This window comes from Methanorbis furvi, from assembly GCF_032714615.1.
In the GTDB taxonomy this organism is placed as follows: Archaea; Halobacteriota; Methanomicrobia; order Methanomicrobiales; family Methanocorpusculaceae; genus Methanocorpusculum; species Methanocorpusculum furvi.
On sequence record NZ_JAWDKA010000004.1, the window covers coordinates 1 to 20464 of the forward strand.

General features: G+C 46.8%; 15 protein-coding genes, 1 tRNA gene and 1 pseudogene. 6 read left to right on the plus strand and 11 right to left on the minus strand.

Features of this window, described 5'->3' with window-relative positions; all coding sequences use genetic code 11:
- Positions 1–390 precede the first annotated feature (390 nt).
- A complete protein-coding gene (locus tag McpAg1_RS03960) occupies positions 391–1563 on the plus strand; it encodes a cofactor-independent phosphoglycerate mutase (RefSeq protein WP_338093996.1) in 1173 nt (390 codons plus the stop codon).
- A 45-nt stretch (positions 1564–1608) separates the two neighbouring features.
- Here the strand turns inward: McpAg1_RS03960 and McpAg1_RS03965 are convergent, their stop codons facing one another.
- The 5 genes and pseudogenes from McpAg1_RS03965 to McpAg1_RS03985 form a co-directional block, all read right to left on the minus strand.
- Complete coding sequence (locus McpAg1_RS03965; RefSeq protein ID WP_338093997.1) at positions 1609–2529, minus strand: RyR domain-containing protein; 921 nt, start codon at positions 2527–2529, stop codon at positions 1609–1611.
- Positions 2526–3974, minus strand: a complete 1449-nt coding sequence (locus McpAg1_RS03970) for a RyR domain-containing protein (RefSeq protein WP_338093998.1) — start codon at positions 3972–3974, stop codon at positions 2526–2528. The genes McpAg1_RS03965 and McpAg1_RS03970 overlap by 4 nt, the downstream gene beginning before the upstream one ends.
- 138 nt (positions 3975–4112) lie before the next feature.
- Positions 4113–4463: pseudogene (locus McpAg1_RS09600) on the minus strand (NAD-binding protein); the annotation flags it as partial.
- 366 nt (positions 4464–4829) lie between these two features.
- Complete coding sequence (locus tag McpAg1_RS03980; RefSeq protein WP_338094000.1) at positions 4830–6017, minus strand: TIR domain-containing protein; 1188 nt, start codon at positions 6015–6017, stop codon at positions 4830–4832.
- A 24-nt stretch (positions 6018–6041) separates the two neighbouring features.
- Positions 6042–9764 carry a tetratricopeptide repeat protein gene (locus McpAg1_RS03985; protein WP_338094001.1) on the minus strand — a complete coding sequence of 1241 codons (3723 nt, stop codon included), beginning with the start codon at positions 9762–9764 and terminating at the stop codon, positions 6042–6044.
- A 214-nt stretch (positions 9765–9978) separates the two neighbouring features.
- On the opposite strand from McpAg1_RS03985, the gene McpAg1_RS03990 reads away from it, so the two are divergent.
- The gene (locus McpAg1_RS03990; protein ID WP_338094002.1) at positions 9979–11910 is read left to right on the plus strand and encodes a hypothetical protein; all 1932 of its coding nucleotides are present in this window, start codon (positions 9979–9981) and stop codon (positions 11908–11910) included.
- A 104-nt stretch (positions 11911–12014) separates the two neighbouring features.
- On the opposite strand, the gene McpAg1_RS03995 is transcribed toward McpAg1_RS03990, so the two are convergent.
- The 3 genes from McpAg1_RS03995 to McpAg1_RS04005 form a co-directional block, all read right to left on the minus strand.
- Positions 12015–13214, minus strand: coding sequence for a lysophospholipid acyltransferase family protein (locus tag McpAg1_RS03995; protein WP_338094003.1), 1200 nt, complete (start codon positions 13212–13214; stop codon positions 12015–12017).
- 87 nt (positions 13215–13301) lie between these two features.
- Complete coding sequence (locus McpAg1_RS04000; RefSeq protein ID WP_338094004.1) at positions 13302–14606, minus strand: amidohydrolase; 1305 nt, start codon at positions 14604–14606, stop codon at positions 13302–13304.
- Entirely contained in the window at positions 14603–15274 is a 672-nt protein-coding gene (locus McpAg1_RS04005) for an MTAP family purine nucleoside phosphorylase (protein WP_338094005.1), read from the minus strand. Before McpAg1_RS04005 ends, McpAg1_RS04000 begins: the two co-directional genes overlap by 4 nt.
- 114 nt (positions 15275–15388) lie before the next feature.
- On the opposite strand from McpAg1_RS04005, the gene McpAg1_RS04010 reads away from it, so the two are divergent.
- Positions 15389–15460 (plus strand) — tRNA-Ala (locus McpAg1_RS04010).
- 55 nt (positions 15461–15515) lie between these two features.
- On the opposite strand, the gene McpAg1_RS04015 is transcribed toward McpAg1_RS04010, so the two are convergent.
- The gene (locus tag McpAg1_RS04015) at positions 15516–16781 is read right to left on the minus strand and encodes an ATP-binding protein (RefSeq protein WP_338094006.1); all 1266 of its coding nucleotides are present in this window, start codon (positions 16779–16781) and stop codon (positions 15516–15518) included.
- A 273-nt stretch (positions 16782–17054) separates the two neighbouring features.
- Here McpAg1_RS04015 and McpAg1_RS04020 point away from each other — a divergent pair, with 273 nt between their 5' ends.
- Positions 17055–18038 carry a beta-ribofuranosylaminobenzene 5'-phosphate synthase gene (locus McpAg1_RS04020; protein ID WP_338094007.1) on the plus strand — a complete coding sequence of 328 codons (984 nt, stop codon included), beginning with the start codon at positions 17055–17057 and terminating at the stop codon, positions 18036–18038.
- Positions 18039–18381: 343 nt separating this feature from the next.
- Here McpAg1_RS04020 and McpAg1_RS04025 read toward each other — a convergent pair whose 3' ends face one another.
- Complete coding sequence (locus McpAg1_RS04025; RefSeq protein WP_338094008.1) at positions 18382–19038, minus strand: hypothetical protein; 657 nt, start codon at positions 19036–19038, stop codon at positions 18382–18384.
- Positions 19039–19084: 46 nt separating this feature from the next.
- Complete coding sequence (locus tag McpAg1_RS04030) at positions 19085–19696, minus strand: hypothetical protein (RefSeq protein WP_338094009.1); 612 nt, start codon at positions 19694–19696, stop codon at positions 19085–19087.
- 223 nt (positions 19697–19919) lie between these two features.
- Between McpAg1_RS04030 and McpAg1_RS04035 the strand changes: the two genes are divergently transcribed.
- Positions 19920–20165, plus strand: coding sequence for a hypothetical protein (locus McpAg1_RS04035; protein ID WP_338094010.1), 246 nt, complete (start codon positions 19920–19922; stop codon positions 20163–20165).
- A 5-nt stretch (positions 20166–20170) separates the two neighbouring features.
- Positions 20171–20422, plus strand: coding sequence for a type II toxin-antitoxin system RelE family toxin (locus tag McpAg1_RS09605; RefSeq protein ID WP_420847095.1), 252 nt, complete (start codon positions 20171–20173; stop codon positions 20420–20422).
- Positions 20423–20464: the final 42 nt, after the last annotated feature.

Sequence of the window (20464 nt, forward strand, 5' to 3'; positions counted from 1 at the left end):
TTATCACGAGAAAAATTATCACGAGAAAAATTATCACGAGAAAAATTATCACGAGAAAAATTATCACGAGAAAAATTATCACGAGAAAAATTATCACGAGAAAAATTATCACGAGAAAAATTATCACAAAATTGTAAGTTCCGTGTTGTTCACGTCTGCTCCGTGATTTTTTCTGTGAAATTTCCGTGTACTCTGTGTGTTCCGTGGGCGGAGCTACAAAAAATGTTTAGAGTTACCAATAAACGAATTTCTCGACAAAGCTGTTCGGAGACGGTCCTGTCTCCCACGAAAAAACCGAACACGTGAACTCCATCGATTGCCTCCCTTGAACACAAGTCTTCGACAACTCCTTTTATCAGCGTGAGAGGTCCATACTATTCAGAGAAAAATATGAAATATCTTCTGATTCTTGGAGACGGCATGGCGGACGAACCGATTCCGGAGCTTGGTGGAAAAACTCCGCTAGAGGTTGCAAAGAAACCGAACATGGACCGTATTGCCCGCGAAGGAAAATGCGGCATGATGCGTACGGTTCCGGACTCTCAGGAACCCGGTTCTGACGTTGCCAACATGTCGATCCTTGGCTATGATCCGGCAAAATACTATACCAGCCGCGGCGCTCTTGAAGCGATGAGCATGGGCGTTCCGTTTGGTCCAAACGATCTCGCCTACCGCTGCAACTTTGTGACGATTGAGAACGGAAAAATGAAGGACTTCTCCGCAGGCCATATCAGCAGTGCGGAAGGAAAGGAACTGTTCGCATCGCTCTCCGAGCGGCTGAAGGATTTTGATGTGAAACTGTATCCGGGAGTCTCCTATCGAAATGTTCTGATGCTGCCGAACGGTAAAGGTTCGGTAACCAAAGCACCGCACGATATCGTTGATGAAGTGATCGACCCTTACCTCCCGGTCGGCGAGGATGCAGCTGTGCTCCACCGCTATATGGTGATTTCCTATGATGTGTTCGCAAACCACCCAGTCAACAAGGCGCGTATTGCCGCAGGAAAAAATCCGGCAAACATGATCTGGCCTTGGAGCGGAGGAGCAAAACCTGCGATGCCGGCATTCTCTGAGATGTTCGGCAAGAAAGGTGCGGTCATTTCCGCGGTTGATCTTTTGTTCGGTATTGCCCGCTGTGCCGGCATGGAGATTGTAAAAGTTCCGGGCGCGACCGGCTATCTTGATACGGATTATCTGGGCAAGGCAAAGGCAGCAGTTTCGACGCTGAAAGGCGATGTCGACTTTGTCTATATGCATGTCGAGGCACCGGACGAGGCTGGGCATCTTGGATCTGTTGAAGAGAAGATTAAGGCAATCGAGCAGCTGGATGAGGCGGTCGGCTACATTCTTGACAACTTCGACGGCTGTGTGATGCTGATGCCGGATCACCCGACGCCTATTGCGAAGAAGACGCATACAAGAGATGCAGTGCCGTTCGCGGTGCTCGGTCTTGGCGAAAAGGATTCAGTCTCGATGTATACAGAAAAAGAGGTTGCCGCGAAAGGCGGGTACGGATCGGTTCAGTCTGTGGATCTTCTTCGGATGATCTTTGCAGAAAAATAATTTTTTTTGATATCTGTGCAACCTTGCGGGAAAGATCGTTTGGGATCAGTTTTCTGAATTTGTTTTTGGTTTGTATTTTTCTGGATGATATCCTGTCTTCTGATAGATCATCTGAATACTTTCGAACGCGTCAATGTCTTTTTGTTTTGCTTCTTGATTCAGGCAGGAGTATGGTATCATGTCGGGATGCAACATCTGTTGATCATCCCGCCTTTCATTCAGATGCCATCCGTTCGCAAGCATAACTGCCCACCAACGGTTGTGTTCGAGTTCCGCGAGGAATGAGATGCCCTCTGTCGTGAGCTGCTGCTGGAGCTGATTCCATTTCTTCGGATCTTCTCCCGGACAGATGCGATAACCAAGGATTGCAAATTTGATGAGATGATGTGCGGCCTGGCAGATGTTTTGATCCTGCTGAGTTGGTGTTAGTTCATTCCAGTGGATTGGTTTGTGGTGTTTGTGTGCGTAGCGGCTGTGTACTGCTTGTGCGATAAATTCAGTTTGGTCTGTTTCTCCAATGTCGGTAATTTCCTCGGTCAGGATAGATGTTTTTGAAGAGATGAATTTTGTTTGATCGAGATGATTTCGATCGATGATCACTGCGTATTTTGTATTTTGGATCGGGGATATAGTGAGATCCGTCAGTTTTTTGAAGGTGATTGCTGGAAGGGGAAGGCAGGCATCTGATATGCCGGTAAGATGGCGAATTGTTTCCTGTTCTTTTTTCTGCGTGTCAGGATGGAGAATGGGAAGTCTGGCGACGATTTTATCTCGCACTGCTTCAGGTGAGTCAGCGAAGACAATTATCACAAGCGGGTGACAGAAGTGTCCGAGTTTGGTGAACACTTCTGCTGTATCGAGGATGAAACTATCATCACCTATGAGGAAGATCAGTTCAGGGAGGGAAAGGCATAGCTCGGTGATTTTTTGGGTGAGTGTCAGTGATACCGAGGTTGTTGGGTTCATATTCGTTTTATGGGAATGTAATCTGCGTAGCTGAAGGAAACCTGCATCTCACAGACGGCGAATCGGTCTTTGTCTTCATCTCCTTTGTCGTGGAGATCTTCAAACGGCAGCATGTTCGGGTGATGTTTTAGAGGGTCATTGCGTACTGGATTGTAGTGCCAACCTGCCAGGAGTTGTTCTGCCCACCATCGCTGGTGTTCCAGACGGGAAAGCCACTCCACATTAGATTGAAGTTCACTCTGGATTTCTGTCCATTCCACCTTTTCATATCCGTCAGGGATATTTTTTCCTTCTTTGAGTTTTTTCTCTGCGATGACTGAATAGCCAAGGAGATTGAGTTTGATGTAATTGTGATACACCTGATCCCTGTTCTGTTTTTGTTGGATCTCTGGAAGTTCATCCCATCTCTTCTTCCTACTCATTTTTAATTCTTCACGTGCTTTTTCGTCCAACGATTCTTCGTTGTCCAAAGGTTCTATGTTTGGCCCTCCTGAGGAGAAGATGTCTTTTGTGTAGTCGTGACGACTGTAGCAGGCGTCAGCTCCCTGAGCGATTATGTCAACTTTGTCGTGTGTGCTGTCTTTGTGATAGGTAAATGCAGACCAATTCGCCAGCGGCTGGATATGAGTCGGGCAGCCCGAGGGACCCGGGGTAGTTTTGCCGGAAGGATGTCTGATTATTTTGGTGTAGGCAAGACTGAGTTTGTTGTCGCGAGAGTTTCCAAAGAATGCATCAAAACCACCGAATTTTTCGTAGTAGATAGAGATGATTGGTCTTGTCGCATTTTGATCTGGGCCGGCGAGAGTATCAAATTCATGTTCAATGGAGAGAGCAGTTGATACTGTTTTGGCATCATCTCCTGTGGCGATGATGACTGCGTCCGCTTTGTCTTCAAGAATTTTCGCTGCAAGTTTGTTGAGATTGTAGGGAAGTGCAATGTCGCATGTATGGAATGTAATATCGGGAAGCGGGAGAGTCAACGGATCGGTTTCGATGGGAGTTCCGGATTTTTTAATGGATGCTATTTCATCTTCCGCAGAGAGCATAGAGATGGATACATTGATTGGTTTTATTTTTCGAAGAATGGGATATGCCTGATAGAGGTGTTCTTCTGCTTCCTGGTCTTTGTCGATTACATGAATGACAGCGGGTGTGTGATAGGTATATCTTTCTGTCACATTATCATGTTGAACCGAGTTTTTGAGGTGGCAGAGACGTGCAAGATCTGCAATGATCTCCTTGCCAATGTGCCCGGCACCGATTACATAGAATACTGGTGGTGTTGTGGTGTGGTCTTCAAATCTTGGATTTTTCGCGATCAGGTTTCGTATGCCTTTTGTTACGGCACGTTGCGAGAGGTACTCATGGGAGTAACAGAAATCAAAATCGATTGGAAGCTCGATATCGGACGCCTCATTGCTGCGGATGGTGATCTTTCTATCCATGAGCTGACGGTGGAGATCAAGGTTGTAGATGGATAGGTAGCATTTGATCCTATTCTGGGATATCTGTTCTTTGAGATAGATGTCTGTGAGAGTGTTGGCAACAGCGATGTTGCAGCCGTCACTCGGAAGGAAGCAGAATATTTTTGCGGCATGTTCGGGCCGTGCGAGCGTGAGGATGTCTGCGTCGCGTGCATCTCCGATGAAGACAGTGATTCCTTCGTCCTGGCAGGTTTTGATTGTCGGGTTGTTCGGATCTTTTTCAATGACGATAATCTTCGGAAGTTTTTGTTTGTTTCGCTCTGTTTCCCGGACTGCATCTATAATGAAGGAGGTCCCGCGGTCGCCAAGGCCGCAAATGATGGTGTGATGTTTGAATCCATGTGCCTGAAACCGATGAAGATATACTCTGATCAGGGCGAAGAGACCGACTATCGCGGTAGGTGGATGAGAGGAATATCCGTAGCATAATTGATAAATTGATGTATTGATAGATAGAGGTTACTATTTGATGGATAATGGGGTGATGGAGAGATCTACCCCTCTTTTTTCGGTACATCGGGTGGATGTACCAAAAATATCTGCAATATGCCATTATTTTGAGATTTTAGGTAATACTCTGATGATATTAGCATATTTTTGGATGGAGAAATAACCTTCCGAAAAAAGATCTCATCTCTATCGCCGTATAATGAGGTCGGTGGATGGCAGTTCATAGAACTGCATCCCGGACATGTTTTTTGCCGGACTTTCTTCCTTCCGACATTATCCGATAGATACTGTGCGTTCTATCGGATATTATCAGCAGGGCAGTGCTGTTTCCACCGAGATTTTGGCCTGTTCTGATTGGAATTTTAGTTAGGATTCATCGAATTCTTTAACTTCCATCCGATGGATTCCACGAAGAATTCGTTGTACCTCATCCTCCTGTTTTCCGAATCTTTGCTCTTTTTCGGCGATGAGTTCTCCGGCAAGGAGTTTGTGAAGAGTAAACCGGAAGGAGTCCAGCTCTTTAGTTAGGAATCGTGTTTCCGCATGAGCGTCATGTCCTTTTTCATCAGCACTCAGATGGAGAATTTCGGTTACGGTACTATATGATGCGGTAATCGTTGAAGGAATATCTATCACGGTCATGTTTCCATCCCCGTCCATCGTATAGCGGAATTCAACACCCCGAAACTGTCCATTTTTAATATATCCACTCCTGGGTACATTTTTGGTGTAATATGCCCAGATGTTTTTACCCAGATTCGGCCCGATTGTTTTTGGAAGAAGGATTTCCATGCGTATCTTCTCCTGATCCGGATGATGAGTTTCTTTGGTCTCCTGATCTTCAAATCCTTTGCCGATATTTTCCCAGAACCGGAGAATGAAGTTGTTGACATAGCCGTCTGCGGTGGAGACTGCAGCTCCGATTACGATAGGCGAAATATGTCTGGCATGTTTGCTGATGTGTGCGAGAACGTCGTCGAGTTTTTTTTCCAGATCGTGAGGAATTTCATTGGAATATGTGATGTTGGTGACACCGATTTTTCCAACCTCGATGCCGCTGAGATCTTCAGGTATGCGAATGTCATCTTCGATGAGGAGAAGGACACGGTCTGTTCCTAAGCTCATGGTACAGAGACCGGCTTCAAAGAGTACGTTATCCCGCATAATTCTCTGTCTTTCTTCGATGGTGAGTTCTTTTCCCCGGAGACTTTTGAGTGTGTCAACTCCGTCACTGAGTATTATGGCGAAGTCGAATGTGGGAATTTTTTTGAGCAGCATGGGAAGAAGGGCGATCATGTTCGCATCACGTGCGGTGGCAAACAGTTCCCGCCAGTCGCAGGCGTTATGTCCGTTTTTCTGCAGATAGGATTTTACGATCGGAAGGTTGCCATTTTTCTCGGATTCTCCGGCTGAGAAGATAATGATGTGTTGTGGTCTGAGTTCGTTTTGTGTCATGATGTTTCCTTTGTTGGTGAGATGGGGCTGTTCTGCCTCCATGATGCGGCGTTTGTACTCCTGCTGTTTCTGATGTTCTTCTTCAAAGATGTCGGGCATGATTTTAGAATCCTCTTGATTGGATCAGAAATTCTCCAATGCATTTTTTGCCATTGCATAACGCTCGTGATATACCGGATGATCAGTATTTTGGGCGAGTAACTCCCAGATTGTTGCTGCTTGAATGAAATGTTGTTTAGCTTCTTCAATAATCTCCAAACGCAATACAACGATACCAAGATTCCAGTGGGAAACTGCCAGATCGTCATACGCTTCAAGTGTTGTGAATTGTATTGCGAGCTGTTCACGAATCTCCATCGCCTGTTGATATTTTTGTTGTGCCTCTTCGAGTTTCCCCTGGCTCTCGAAAATATTTCCGATATTGTTCAGACTGACTGAGAGATCTCTCTTTGCCTGTGGTGTTCTGAGTTGTTTTTCGAGCTGTTCACAAATTTCCATCGCCTGTTGATAGTTCTGTTGTGCTTCTTCGAGTTTCCCCTGCCTCTCGAAAATATTTCCGATATTGTTCAGACTGACTGAGAGATCTCTCTTTGCCTCTGATGTTCTGAGTTGTTTTTCGAGCTGTTCACAAATTTCCATCGCCTGTTGATAGTTCTGTTGTGCCTCTTCGAACTTCCCCTGCCTCTCGAAAATATCTCCGACTTTTTCCAGACTGACTGAGAGATCTCTCTTTGCCTCTGGTGTTCCGAGTTGTATTGCGAGCTGTTCATCAATCTCCATCGCCTGTTGATAGTTCTGTTGTGCTTCTTCGAGTTTCCCCTGGCTCTCGAAAATATTTCCGATTTTGTTCAGACTGACTGAGAGATCTCTCTTTGCCTCTGGTGTTGTGAGTTGTATTGCGAGCTGTTCAGCAATCTCCATCATTTGTTGATAGTTCTGTTGTGCTTCTTCGAGTTTCCCCTGGCTCTCGAAAATATTTCCGATTTTGTTCAGACTGACTGAGAGATCTCTCTTTGCCTCTGGTGTTGTGAGTTGTATTGCGAGCTGTTCACGAATCTCCATCGCCTGTTTATAGCTCTTTTGTGCCTCTTCGAACTTCCCCCGTCTGTCGAAAATATCTCCGACGTTGTCCAGACTGATTGCAAGATCTCTCTTTGCCTCTGGTGTTCCGAGTTGTATTGCGAGCTGTTCATCAATCTCCATCGCCTGTTGATAGTTCTGTTGTGCTTCTTCGAGTTTCCCCTGGCTCTCGAAAATATTTCCGATATTGTTCAGACTGACTGAGAGATCTCTCTTTGCCTCTGGTGTTCCGAGTTGTATTGCGAGCTGTTCAGCAATCTCCATCATTTGTTGATAGTTCTGTTGTGCTTCTTCGAACTTCCCCTGCCTCTCGAAAATATTTCCGATTTTGTTCAAACTGACTGAGAGATCTCTCTTTGCCTCTGGTGTTCCGAGTTGTTTTTCGAGCAGGTCAAAAATTTTCATCGCTCTTTGATATTTTTGTTGTGCTTTTTTGAGTTTCCCCTGCTTCTCGAATACTTCTCCGACTTTGTTCAGACTGACTGAGAGATCTCTCTGTGCTTCTGAATTTTCCTCCACATTTGGCAGAGCCTCCAGTCCATACCGAAGTTTATTCATCAAAAAGAGACTAATTGGCATCTCCTCTATGGAGTCTATGAACTGTTCATCTACCTGAAACAGGAAAAACTGGATGCATCCTTCTGCATATGCTCTTCCTGCAGCTTCTGCCAGGCCGCCAAACCATTCACTGCCTCCGGAAAGACAGATGTCCCTGACTGCGGATGCGGTGATCTGCAGAACCTCAGATTCATGCCGAACATATATGTCACCAAAGTACGCAATCAAAAACTCCTGTTGATCTGCCGCGTACGCATGGTACACCATCTCGCTTATTCGAACCGGATCATCATCTTTCAGTTCTGCAAGATGTGAGAAGATCCATTGCCGATACTCCGGCAGCCGCTCTGTGTCATTTCGCAATCCCTCCCGAATACTTTTGTGCGTGAAGTTGACTCTCCCATCCCCCAGCTCCATGAAATAGATCGCAAGATATCGCTTTAACAGCGTGAAGTCCACAGTATCCCAGACAAGATCATGCGCAGAAAAAATCTCGGCAAGATCCGTCTCCCTCAGTCCATACCGTGAGGCTGCAATCAGATCTGTGGCGGTATCGACAAGACTTGCATTAATCCGCTCTCCTGCCTCATCGATGAGTGCAACACACATCCCCTCAAGATCCTCTGGCAGTTCATGGATGATTCTGATCATGTAGTTGCTGACGGCATCATCTGGATTCATTTCCTTTTCAAGAGCGGCAATCTCTGCAAAATCCTCAGTATCAAACATTATCAGCCGCTGCAGAACCATACTCAGATACAGAATATTTCCTGTTCCGGATTTTTGCAAAAGCTCCTCAATCACCCGTTTGTCCAGCTCCTTCCGGTTTGCGAAAAGAATACCATGAATTGCATCCCTGATATCCTGATCGCTCAACTCCGGCAGTTGCCACTCTTCCGCAGACCGCATCAACGGCAGATGCTCGGAAATTCTGTGATTCGCAAGACAGGAGATAAGAACAACTGATCCTTCCGGCAAAATTTCTGGTAAAAACTCCAGATTTCTGGCATTCTCATCCTGCAGCAGCTGGTCAAGAGCATCGATCAAAATAACCGGTGTTTTTTTGGTCTGGAAGATGTACATACCCATCAGTTCTCCAAGCCGATCCCGCCAGTCCTTGAGTGTAGGTGTACTGTTTTTCTCACCAGACACACTTTGGTCCAATTCTTTGGAATGTTTCTCTGTTCCAAAGTGATCTGTGATGCCAAGCATCTGTTCAAACCGGTACACCAGACTCTGTAGTACATTCCATCCAGTTGTTGAGTATGTACTGTTCCCGCAGAAGATCGAAACAACCGCATGTTCCTTATCAGCAAACTCCCGCGAAAGCTGACACATCAGAGAACTTTTTCCTGATCCTGCCTCCCCGCGGATGATCAGAAGAGAGGTATTTTTTTCCTCAACAAACTTCTTGCAATGCGCAACAGCTTCCTTGCGTCCTACAAAATGACTGCACTTCTCTGCAATAAAACACCGATCAGAGATCAGTTCCCGATCCTGCCAGGTCAGTTCTTTTGGTGACTCTCCCCACTCCTCCAATAAAAGCGTCTGCAGATCCTCTGTAATTTTTTGGGCAAATGCATCCAGTCCGGTTATTCCCTCTTCTTCATCCCATTTCACATGATACGTACAGATCCTTCCACCTTTATCCATGATGGTTTTTTTGAGTTTCTCTATCTTCTCTCGATCCTCTTTCTCCCCATAATACATTTTTTTCTGTTCTTCCGTCATCCGTCCCTCTGGAAGCGGTTTGCGAAAATAAAACAGACAGCGATCCAGTTGATCAGGATTTTCCAGTGCCCCGAATCGGATCTCAAGCTCTGTCATACTGATCTCTTCATCTATCTCCGATGATGAAGAAAATTGTATCTTTTCTGCAGAGGTGTTGATCAGTTTTCGTTCGAATGTCGATCCATATCGATCCCCAAGAAGTACAATCATATACGGACGGCAGCGGTTGATCTCATCAAGACATACCTTCAGAACCTTTTTTGCCCCTTCGTTCGATTCAAGATCTGTCGTGTTGACTCCCCACCGTAGATCCGTAAACCGCACCGATCCGCCGTACTTTCGGGCGAACTCATTCAGTTCCGGAACCACTCGCCTGTGCAGCACATCTCGTTCCTTCTGCATATCCTTGAACGTACTTGACACAAAAATCGATTTGCTGAATGGAAACGTGTACTCCTGGCGGATGGAACTCGCCATGGATGAAAGAAAAGAATCGGTATTTGAATTTTCTTTTGGTGTTTGTATTTTTTTGAATGTATCAAATAACTTCATGATCAATCATATTTCATTATGATCTTCGGCATACTTATATCTTGCATCTGTTAAATTGAGGAACAAAACAAATGTCTGCACAACTTATATCATTTACAATACCCAATTAACCAATACCAAAAACGGAGCACATACCAGAATGTTTTTGACCACTGCCCTTATCCTCTCCTATGCAATCCTTGCTGCGACTCTCATCTTTCTCATTGTTTTTCGCCTGTTCCGGAAAAAATGGTACCGATCCATTCCGGTTCTCGGCATCTTCCTTGCCGGAGTTGCAGCCTACTACCCGTTAAGCCAGGAGTACAGCGTCTTCTCAACACTCGTCCATGCAATCGTTGAGTCTTGGCAGATGTTCCTCTTAGAGATCAACTACGGTGACGTCCTCTCACATCTTGCTGGAAACTCCGAAGAGCTCATCACTGGTTACGAAATTCTTCTCGCCATTCTTCATCTCCTTGCCCCTGTCTGTACTGCCGTCATCATCTTATCCGTCATCGGCGACTATCTTGCCTACGGAAAAATATGGATATTCCGATTCACCGATCGTCACATCTTCAGCGACCTCAACGAAAAAACCCTCTCCCTCATTCGGGACATGAAAACACACAAAGTTCCAGGTAGCTACATCATCTGCGGCCTTAGCCGCAGTGAACGCGAAGAAAATCTCCTATATGAAGAAGCAAAAAAATGCGGCTGCATCATCATCGACAGATCAGTACAAAACGTACCTCCTGCACACAAAAAGAAAACCTCCTACTATCTCATCTCCTCAGACGGAAGTATCAACCTTGATCTTGCTCTCTCCCTCATGGAAAAATCTGCATCCCACAAAAATCGTGACAACATCCGCATCTATGTAACCTCCAATGAAACCGAAGCTGAATATCTGCTCGATCAAAAAACCCAAACCCTCGGAAACAATGCAGTCTACACCCGCCACATCGACGAGCCGCAGCTCATGGCCTACGAACTTCTTTATGACAATCCACTCTACCTCGCTGTAACCGATGATTGGAAAAATGTCTCCATGCTCCTTATTGGTGCAGGATATGTCGGCCTCGAAGTTCTCAAAAGCTCTCTCTGGTGTAGTCGAACAAATGGCCAGTACACCTTCTCCGCAACCGTCGCCGACAAAAACGCTGAACGAACACATAGCCTCTTTGTCCGTGACTGCCCTGCGCTCGAACCCAACGACTACAATCTCACCTTTTTGAAAGACGATATCGATGCCGAAACCGCAGACCTCATCAACCTCCTTGAAAAAAACAAAGGCAATTATAACTACATCGTTATCGCAACCAATGACGATGAAATCAACATCCGTGCAGCCCTTGACATACAGGCATGGTACTATAAACAAAATTATCCGGCGTACATCTCTGTTGTAATTCGTGACATCCAGAAGTACAAACTCTTGACAGAGGTCCAGAAGAAATCCCAAAACACCTCCGTCAAAATATTTCCTTTCGGCTGCAGCGAACGCATGTACTCTCATGAAAAAATCATTGAAAACAAACTCGAACAGCGTGCAGTCTGCATCAACGAAACCTATAACCTTGTAGGGAACAGCAATCCTGACAAACCTGATTATACTAAAGCGCTTGCATCCTGGAAGGAACTTCCACTTCTCAAAAAACGTTCCTCAACAGCACTCGCTGTATTCATCAAGTACGTACTCTGGATGAGAGGATATGAAATCAGCACAACAGAAGAAAACGAAACATATCAGATAACCGATCACGAACTCGAAGAGTACTCCCAACTTGAACATCAGCGTTGGAATGCCTATACCCTCACTGAAGGCTACTATCCCTTTGAGTACGACAAACTCATCAGTCATAAGAACAACCTCGCCCACATCAATGGTGACCTTACTAAAAAACTATACGTCAAAGATGAAAACAAACGTCTGCATGGATGTATCACTGACTGGGACACTATCTGTAAAATTGCCAAAGATGTAAATGGAAATTATGCAGAGTACGACCGAAATTTCATCCGGAGAATCCCACAGATCATCAGTGGTTACAATGGAACATTTGGCTACAAATACTATATCCGAAAAAAATAATCTCCTTATTTTTCAAAAAAATCGCCTCACCATCCGTTCACACTGCACGAGATCAAGACCACTTCACCTCCTCAAAATGATCTTCTCCCAAAAATAATTTTTTTTTAATAACAGGGCTTGCCGGTCAGATACCGGTACAGCACCATGTATTTTATCGCCGAACGCGGATAATCGGACTGCACTTCAAAATAGGTTCCGTTTTTGCAGGAAAATAAGATCTTCATCTGTAAGGAAAATGCGAATCCTGCAATCTCCTCAAACAAAAATATCCGTACCTCATCACCCTCGCCGAACTCAAACCTGTCCGTGAACAGAGCAAACCGGCCGGTCGCAAGATGCTCTGTTTCTCCATCCTTGATCTTGTACAGACGTTGATCAGCATCCGAGACGATTGGCTCAACGGACGTTGTCTCTAAGAATGCCGGAATCTGATCCTGCAGATACCTTCTCTGCCACTTGTCCCAGTCAGCGATGTTATCAAACGGCATAGCATACTCGCAGGCGTTTTCAAACAGACCGTACTCATTGTACCGGACCGCAAACCCGCAGTCGCAGGAAAAAAGATCATCTTTGCTGTGGAGTTTCGCGATCCCGCAACAGTGCGGGCAGACATACAGCACCGTCTCCAGATCCTCGGCAAGCCGCTCGCCATGGTAAACTGCCGGACGGATCTTTTGATCATCGAACGCGTTGACATAGAGATCACGACGAATCGCCGCATTCACCTCATCAACACTCATCTCTGCAAGCTGGTCTCTAGTGTACTCGGCAACCATCTCGCCGTGCATCGGACCTTTTCGCTTGACCGCAGCCCATCTCGGACTGCGGAGATAACCGCCGTGAATCCGGTAGGTCACAAGTCCTGCCCCGCTCTCCTTCACCAGTTTTCCTGTCGCAGGCGAGATGAATGCGGTCTCGCCATTGATGGAACGAACACCTTCAGGAGACATCCAGACATTTGCTCCTTCGGCAAGTGTGGTCTTGATCTTTTCGACGACCTCGGTTGCCGGAACACCTTTTCGTCTGATGATCGGCTTCACTGTGCCGTTTGCCAGAATTCTGAGCCAGCGTTTGCGAAACAGATGTTCGCCGGCAACAAAGTACATGTGTTTCGGACATGCAGCACCGATCAGCAGATGATCCCAGAGTGTTGTGTGATTGCAGAAGATCAGTGCAGTGCTGCTTTTTTGCACACACTTTTCGTATCGATAAGAGAGACCGAGCCGGACGACCGGAATTATGCAGAGTCTGGCTGTTTTATAGACGATTACATGCCAGAGATGATATTTCAAAACGTTGCTCACAGAAATTTCGCCCAATGGAAAATCTACAATCTGTTTGCCGTATTGGATAATTATATTACCGCTTCGGCAGGACTCAAAAAAAAAGAATCAGGCGGTTGCCCGTCTGACCAGATCAAAGGCAACTCTCTCGGACTTTGCAAGAATTTCCTCAGCACCCGGAATGAATCCTTCATGCATCAAAACAGCTCCGTCGCAGATCGTTGTGTCAACCGCAAGCCCGGAGGTTGCATAGACCGCATTCGACGTCGTATTGAACGCAGGAGTTGTAGTAACTGTTTTTCCAACAAGAATGATGTCTGCGAGGAATCCCGGCGCAATCACTCCGGCATTGATGCCAAGAGCCTTTGCCCCGTTACGGGAAGCAATAGTGAGCGCTTCGCTTGCCGGCATGATGGTCGGGTCGTTCCAGAAGAACTTCTGAAGAATTGCTGCGGTTTTCATCTCGCCGAACATGTCGAGGTCATTGTTGGAAGAAGCGCCGTCAGTTCCAAGAGTCACGTTGACGCCTGCTGCTTTCAGCTCCGGGTACGGCAGGGCACGACCGACCGAGAGTTTCATGTTGCTGACCGGATTGTGAACTACAGTTACACCGCGGTCTGCGAAGAGACGGATGTCATCCGCATCAAGCCAGCAGCAGTGAGCGGCGATGCAGCGATTCGAGAGAACACCGCAGTGGTCAAGCCACTGGGCAACACGCATGCCGTGAGCTTTGATGCAGTCAGGATTTTCATCGGTCTCGTCGACATGGATGTGGAGCGGGATGTTCTCCCGCTCGGAAAACTCGGCACACCAGCGGAGGCCTTCTTCAGAAACGGTGTAGACTGCGTGCGGGGAGACGCCCGGGATGATGCGGGGGTTTGCACGAGCTTTGAGGGTGGCGACGGTTTTTTCCATGACCGAGCACTCCTTCTCGAACTTTTCATGGTCTCCTCCGTCGATCATGCAGTAGGATAAACATGCCCGGATGCCGGCTTCATCGACAGCTTCTGCGACATTGTTCATCATGAAGTACATGTCGTTGAAGGTGGTGGTGCCTGTTCTGATCATCTCCAGGCAGGCGAGTTTTGCTCCCCAGTAGATGTCTGACTCTGTCAAATGGGCTTCGGTTGGCCAGATTTTGGTGGACAGCCACTCAAAGAGCGGCATGTCGTCTGAGTAGCCGCGAAGGAGACTCATGGGGGAGTGGGCATGCATGTTGACCATGCCGGGAAGGGCGGTTGCGCCGTTTCCGTCGATGATGAACTCTGCGTCATGGTCTTTGATTTTTTCTCCGACGCTTGCGATGTTTCCGGTTCCGTCAAGATAGATCTCGGCCGGTTTGCCGTCAAGGCGGATGTTTCTGATGAGGGTCTGGGTTTTGGTTCCAAAGATGTCGGGGTCTGTTTGTGTCATGAGAGTTTCTCCACAATGCTGGTGATGATTTTGCTGATCCGATCGCCGTTCTGTTTTGCGACGGCGACGATTTCGTCATAGTCAGGGGCATCAGCGCCGCCAATGCCGTTTGCGTAGTTGTCAACTGTGCAGAGGGCAGCTACCGGAATGCCGAGTTCGTTGGCAAGCGTGAGTTCGCTGGCAAGCGTCATGCCGACGATGTCGGTGTGCGAGGCATAACAGGCAATTTCTGCCCGGGTTTCAAATCTTGGGCCGTGCGCCTGGAAGTAGGTTCCAGAGACTGCGTCCGGAACGATTTTGTCGAGCGCCTGCCGGAGCGTGTCGTCCACGGACGGGGGGACGTGATGAATGCTGTTGTCATGCATGGTGGGAATGTCCCAGGGGCAGAAGTAGTCGTCCGGGATGACGATTGATCCCGGGCGAATGGTTTCTTTCATGCTGCCGGTGGAACCGATCAGGATAAGCCGGTCAACACCGAGTATTTTGCAGGCTGCAAGATGCGCTTTGTGGTTGAGGTTGTGCGGCGGGGTGGTGTTCTGATGCCTTGGAACGAAGACGAAGGAGCCTGCGAGTACTTCGGTTTTTCCAAACGGTGTTGCGACTGTTTTCTTTTCGAGAGGCGGGAGTTTTGCTGCAAGGAGTGCGGTTCCTCCGATGATTCCTAACATTTCTGTGTACTCTTTTTTTCGGCTGATACGATAAAGTGATGGCTCTTGCTTTTGCGGAGAAAAGCAATATCTATTTATTTGTGCTGAACGAATGTATTAAAGCACAACTTGGTTGGGCCGGTAGATCAGTGGTAGATCGCGTCATTGGCATTGACGAGGCCGCGGATTCAATTTCCGCCCGGTCCATTTTTTCTTTTGATTTTTTGTCAATCCGGATAAAATACAAGGGATGTCTACTTATTCAATCTTTCAGACATCCAATCGGAACTACATATACACCATCATCACGACGGTAGGCGAACTCGCCACCTGTAAGTACAAGCAAAAATGATGGCTCATACATTTTCTCTGCATTGATTTTACTTTGCAGCTTTTGGAGATTTTTTGCAGCTTCATCGATCGAACGTGATCCGAGTTTTACCTCGACCGCACCCCATCTACCATCCCGCAGCTGGATGATGGCATCCGCTTCCAGATCATTTCTGTCATGATAATGAAACACTTCTCCATCAATTGCTGATGCATAAATGCGGAGATCCCGTATGCACAATGATTCAAACAAAATTCCAAAGGTATTGAAATCTTCCAGAAGCCGTTTTGGGGTTGCACGCAGAACCGCTGCTGCAATGGAAGGATCCACAAAATGCCGTTTCGACGATGTACGGATGGCTGTTCTCGATCGAAGTGCAGGACTCCACGCAGGTTGTTCTTCAATCACAAAAATACGTTTGAGAGCATTGATATATCCTGATATGGTTTTTTCGGAGATGCTTTCTTCATCTGTGGCCATATCACTTTTTATGGTTGCTATTGTCGCCATTGTTCCTGCATTTCGGGCGAGTGAACGCAGCAATGCACGTACACGCATCGGATTTTTTTCCACACCGTCAACCTTTGAAATGTCATAGTTGATTACTGCTTCCGTGTAATCAACAGCTCGTTTCAATGCGGTTTTTTCCGAACCTGTTACCGAGGCAGGCCAACCTCCGCGGGCAATGGCGAAGGCAAGTTGTCTGATATCAAGGGAGGAGATGCCGGAAATGTTTGTATTTCCAGCAAAGAGGGAGGAGAGGGAGACAGATCCATCTGATTCACCAGATTCAAACAGGCTCATCGGACGCATGAAGATCCGAGATATTCTGCCAGTTCCGGTGTGCTGAACCAGATTGTCCTGTGGGGATGCAGAGCCTGTCAAAATAAACTGGCCTGTTTTTTGCCGTTGATCAACTGAAAAACGAACTGCATCCCAGAGAACCGGTGCCATCTGCCATTCATCAATGAGACGCGGGGTTTCGCCCGCAAGAAGGAGTGATGGTTTGGTGTCAGCTATCTGAAGATATGAGGATGTTTTGTCAGGGTCCTGCAGGTAGAGTACGCTTGCTGCTGCATGGTTTGCGGTCCATGTTTTTCCGCACCATTTCGGCCCTTCGATAAGCACGGCTCCAGAGGTGGATAGAGCCTCTTTAAGAGTGGCATCAGCGATTCGAGGAATATATTTTGGCGTCATGAGTTTTTTTGATAGTAATTATTTCCGACTTTTGCAGTATTTCACTTCCGACTTTTGCAGTGTTTCACTTCCGACTTTTGCAATTGTTATGTGGTGGTGGATATTATATATGGATTGTGCTGCGAGATGTTTGTACCTAAAATCAGATTAATTTTAGCTCAAGACCTGCATTCAATAGAAAATGTGTCTGGCAAGAATCTCCATGCCGGAAACCTCCCGTAACCTTCATTACCTCTCCCCAACCACCAAACACAGACAAAAGGCAGACAACACATGCTTATCAAAACCCCATCCAGACTGCACATCGCCTTAATCGATCTGAACGGTTCCTACGCACGAATCGACGGAGGAATCGGGCTCACCCTCGAAAACCCCAAGTTCATCCTTGAAGCCGAACCTTCAGACGCAACTGCCATCGAGTTCGCGAAAACCATTTCTAACTGTCCGGAGAGGTCTGCCTGCATTGGAAAAGTCACCGCTGCCACAGAAAAAATCATCTCCCATTTTTCGCTTGAAGAAGGCTATCATTTCACCGTTCACCAACTCTATCCTGCCCACTCTGGTCTTGGTTCCGGTACCCAGATGTCCTTGGCCGCAGGAAAACTCATCACTGAACAGATCGGTGAGACGATCTCCAGCGTAGAACTTGCAACCATCATCGGCCGCGGCGGAACCTCCGGTATCGGTGTTCACGCCTTCGATCACGGAGGATTCATCGCCGACGGGGGGCACAGCTGCAAGGAAAAGAAAACCTTCATGCCTTCATCCGCCTCCGACGCAAACCCGCCCCTTCTCCTCGGCCGCTACGAATTCCCTGAAGACTGGGGAGTCCTTCTCGCGATACCAAACAAAGGAGCATGCTTCAGCGGAAAAGAAGAGCTCGACATTTTTCAGACCCATTGTCCGCTTCCCAGACATGACGTCGAACAGGTATCCCACCTCATCTTCATGAACCTCATCCCCTTCCTGCTCGAAAAAGACATCGAATCCTTTGGTCATGTTCTTGATCAGATTCAGGCAACCGGCTTCAACAAGGTCGAACTCACGCTTCAACCGCCGGAGGTCACAAATCTCATGAACGCCATGAGGGATGCAGGGGCTTTTGGTGTTGGCATCAGCTCCTTTGGCCCGGCCGTGTTCACCGTCTACGACCGGTCAAATCAGGATATTGTTGCGTCAACGCGGGAGTACCTCGGAGATGGCGGCATGGTGATCGCAACCAAAGCCCAGAATCATGGGGCAGAAATTTTCAGATAAGGCCAAACATTATTCAATGCGTGTATGATTTTTTTCGATGGTTTTGTTTGGGGTAACCACGCCAAAGAATTTCAAAAAATGATTTTTTTTGTGGAACAAATAATTCGTGTTCCCTCCTTCAGTGACATCACGAAAATATTTCTGCGAAATTTTTTTTGAATAGGACTTACGCGGTGATGAGTTTCATCGTTTGAGATTTTTCTGTCCTTGGCCTCACTCGGATTATTCTAAGAAAAATCATACCGTGTAACTCCTATTTGAAAAAATTCCTGGATGAAACCAATGAAATTTTTTGTGAGAGTACAGTGTTTCAAAAAATCGAATGACTTCTCTTGAAAAAAAATTATTCTGCATCCAAAATTTCCGGATGGTTGGCTGCAAGGATCATAAGAAAAATTCCGGCAACAGTACAGACAACTGCTCCAAGGCACCGGAGCATAAATCCAACACCTGCACCGGAATAAAAGTTCGCGAAACCCAAAAGACCGCAAGTCAAAGCAGCAAGAAGAATGAGAGGAGAGATTACGCCAAAAAATCTGGGAAGCCCGGGAGATTTTACGATAGGAATGGTGAACCAGACAGGAATGAAGAGGAGGAGGACGAACGGAAGAAAGACGTAGACTATTGTTGATACGATGCCGGAGAGATTGGGAAGAATGAAGCCGTAGCCGGTAATGCTGCACAGTACGAAATAGATCGCGAGGGCGATTGAGGAAACTGCGGCAAGCATGTATTTTTTCGCAGGCTTTGCGACTCGGACATATCTTACTGCACCGTCAGCAGGAAGAACAAGGAAGAGCAGTACTACAATGAAGGCCGGGATGCTGAAGAGCAGCGAGCCGAAGAGGACTGAGTACTCCAGTACAATAGTAGGGATTTTAAAAAATGCCGTGGCGAGGTAGTGAAGGACGAGTGCGAGAAGCGGGATGAAGTAGATGAGGGAGAGCTCCAGTACGGCGAGGCGGGCTGATTCGGTGCCGGTGCTTTTTTTGGTGTTCATACAGTAGTCCTTTTGATGAAATGGGTTGGGTGGGTGATCAGAAATATTATTTGATGTCCGGGTGAGTGATGCCGCGATAGAGGAGAAGGATGCCAAGGATGATACTTACGATTACTGTTGCTCCGAAAAAGATCGGCATTACGAGCGGGGAATAGGCAGGAGAGATTGCACCGACCGGACAATCTGGGCGCTGGAAGTAGAAGTAGATGAAGAACAGGGCCAGAATTGGTGCAAGGACTGCAAGTATCTGTGGAATGCGGAGCGGCTCGTCTGCATGCGGGATGGTAAACCATGCGGGAATGAGGATGAGGAGGAAAATCGGGAGGAGGAAGAAGAGGAAAATCTGTACACTGCCATTAATGCCCGAGGGTGTGAAGCCGCTTGCGAGGGTGAAGAAAATGAAAACGACAGCAAATACTGCTGATGCAACTGCGAGAAGGATGAATCGGTTGTCCGGGTTGGCGATTTGTACGTAGAGAAGTGTGCCTATTCCTGGGAGAAGGAGAAACAATGCTACGATGATGAAGAGGAGGTAGGCGAGGGCAGGGATTTCACGGAACGGGATTATGTGTCCCATAAGGAGCATGGTTATGAGCGGTAGAAAGTAGAGAAGCGAGAGAAAGACTACACTCAGTTTGGCGGTTTGGGTTTGATTCATGATAAGTTTGGATGTTGTTTGTTTTCGGGTGACTGACGGTTAATGGAATATTGTTCTGAGTGGTATATAATTACATTGACCAAAGTGTGATGGGATGAAAATGGAGTTTGTGTTGTCATCACATTCAGAATATTACAGAAATCATGGCAGCGAAGACTTCGTCTGAGGTGTGAGATACCTGCCACAATGTATTTGATTTCAGCGATCTATAGATAAGATCACCATGACTGAGGCAGTCACCATTACCCTTCCACCGGAAATTGTGCGGAAATTAGACGAGCTCAAGTTAGAAAAGGATTCCAGCTATGAGGATGTCATCTCACGAGTCCTTGAGTACTTTATGGATGCAGACAACTATGTCACTGAAGAGGAACGGCAGGAGATCCTTGCAGCATTGGCAGATGTTGAAGCGGGGAATTACTATACTTCTGAAGAAGTTGACGCGATGCTTCAGGCTAAAATCGAGTGAGATTTGTGTATCGTCTCATTTATACATCCCAAGCGGTAAAATATCTGGACAGTCTTGAGATATCTACTGCATTTCGGATCCGGGATAAAATCAAGAGTATTCTTATGGAACCTTGGCGATATACTGAACCTCTGGTCGACATGGACGGGATGCGTAAACTCAGGGTCGGTGATTATCGGGTAGTTCTCTCCATAGATCGTGAACAGGTGATAGTTACTATCGTCAATATCGGTCACCGAAAAAATATCTATAAGTGAATTATTTTTATTTTTGACAGGACTTACGTGAAGTGGTGCTGC

Excerpts from the sequence above, each read along its gene's own strand:
- McpAg1_RS03965 (WP_338093997.1), bottom strand. The coding sequence starts at position 2,529 with ATGAACCCAACAACCTCGGTATCACTGACACTCACCCAAAAAATCACC.
- McpAg1_RS04035 (WP_338094010.1), top strand. The coding sequence starts at position 19,920 with ATGACTGAGGCAGTCACCATTACCCTTCCACCGGAAATTGTGCGGAAA.
- McpAg1_RS03970 (WP_338093998.1), bottom strand. The coding sequence starts at position 3,974 with ATGGATAGAAAGATCACCATCCGCAGCAATGAGGCGTCCGATATCGAG.
- McpAg1_RS03960 (WP_338093996.1), top strand. The coding sequence starts at position 391 with ATGAAATATCTTCTGATTCTTGGAGACGGCATGGCGGACGAACCGATT.
- McpAg1_RS03990 (WP_338094002.1), top strand. The coding sequence starts at position 9,979 with ATGTTTTTGACCACTGCCCTTATCCTCTCCTATGCAATCCTTGCTGCG.
- McpAg1_RS04025 (WP_338094008.1), bottom strand. The coding sequence starts at position 19,038 with ATGAACACCAAAAAAAGCACCGGCACCGAATCAGCCCGCCTCGCCGTA.
- McpAg1_RS04005 (WP_338094005.1), bottom strand. The coding sequence starts at position 15,274 with ATGTTAGGAATCATCGGAGGAACCGCACTCCTTGCAGCAAAACTCCCG.
- McpAg1_RS03980 (WP_338094000.1), bottom strand. The coding sequence starts at position 6,017 with ATGCCCGACATCTTTGAAGAAGAACATCAGAAACAGCAGGAGTACAAA.
- McpAg1_RS04020 (WP_338094007.1), top strand. The coding sequence starts at position 17,055 with ATGCTTATCAAAACCCCATCCAGACTGCACATCGCCTTAATCGATCTG.
- McpAg1_RS03985 (WP_338094001.1), bottom strand. The coding sequence starts at position 9,764 with ATGGCGAGTTCCATCCGCCAGGAGTACACGTTTCCATTCAGCAAATCG.
- McpAg1_RS04015 (WP_338094006.1), bottom strand. The coding sequence starts at position 16,781 with ATGACGCCAAAATATATTCCTCGAATCGCTGATGCCACTCTTAAAGAG.
- McpAg1_RS04000 (WP_338094004.1), bottom strand. The coding sequence starts at position 14,606 with ATGACACAAACAGACCCCGACATCTTTGGAACCAAAACCCAGACCCTC.
- McpAg1_RS04030 (WP_338094009.1), bottom strand. The coding sequence starts at position 19,696 with ATGAATCAAACCCAAACCGCCAAACTGAGTGTAGTCTTTCTCTCGCTT.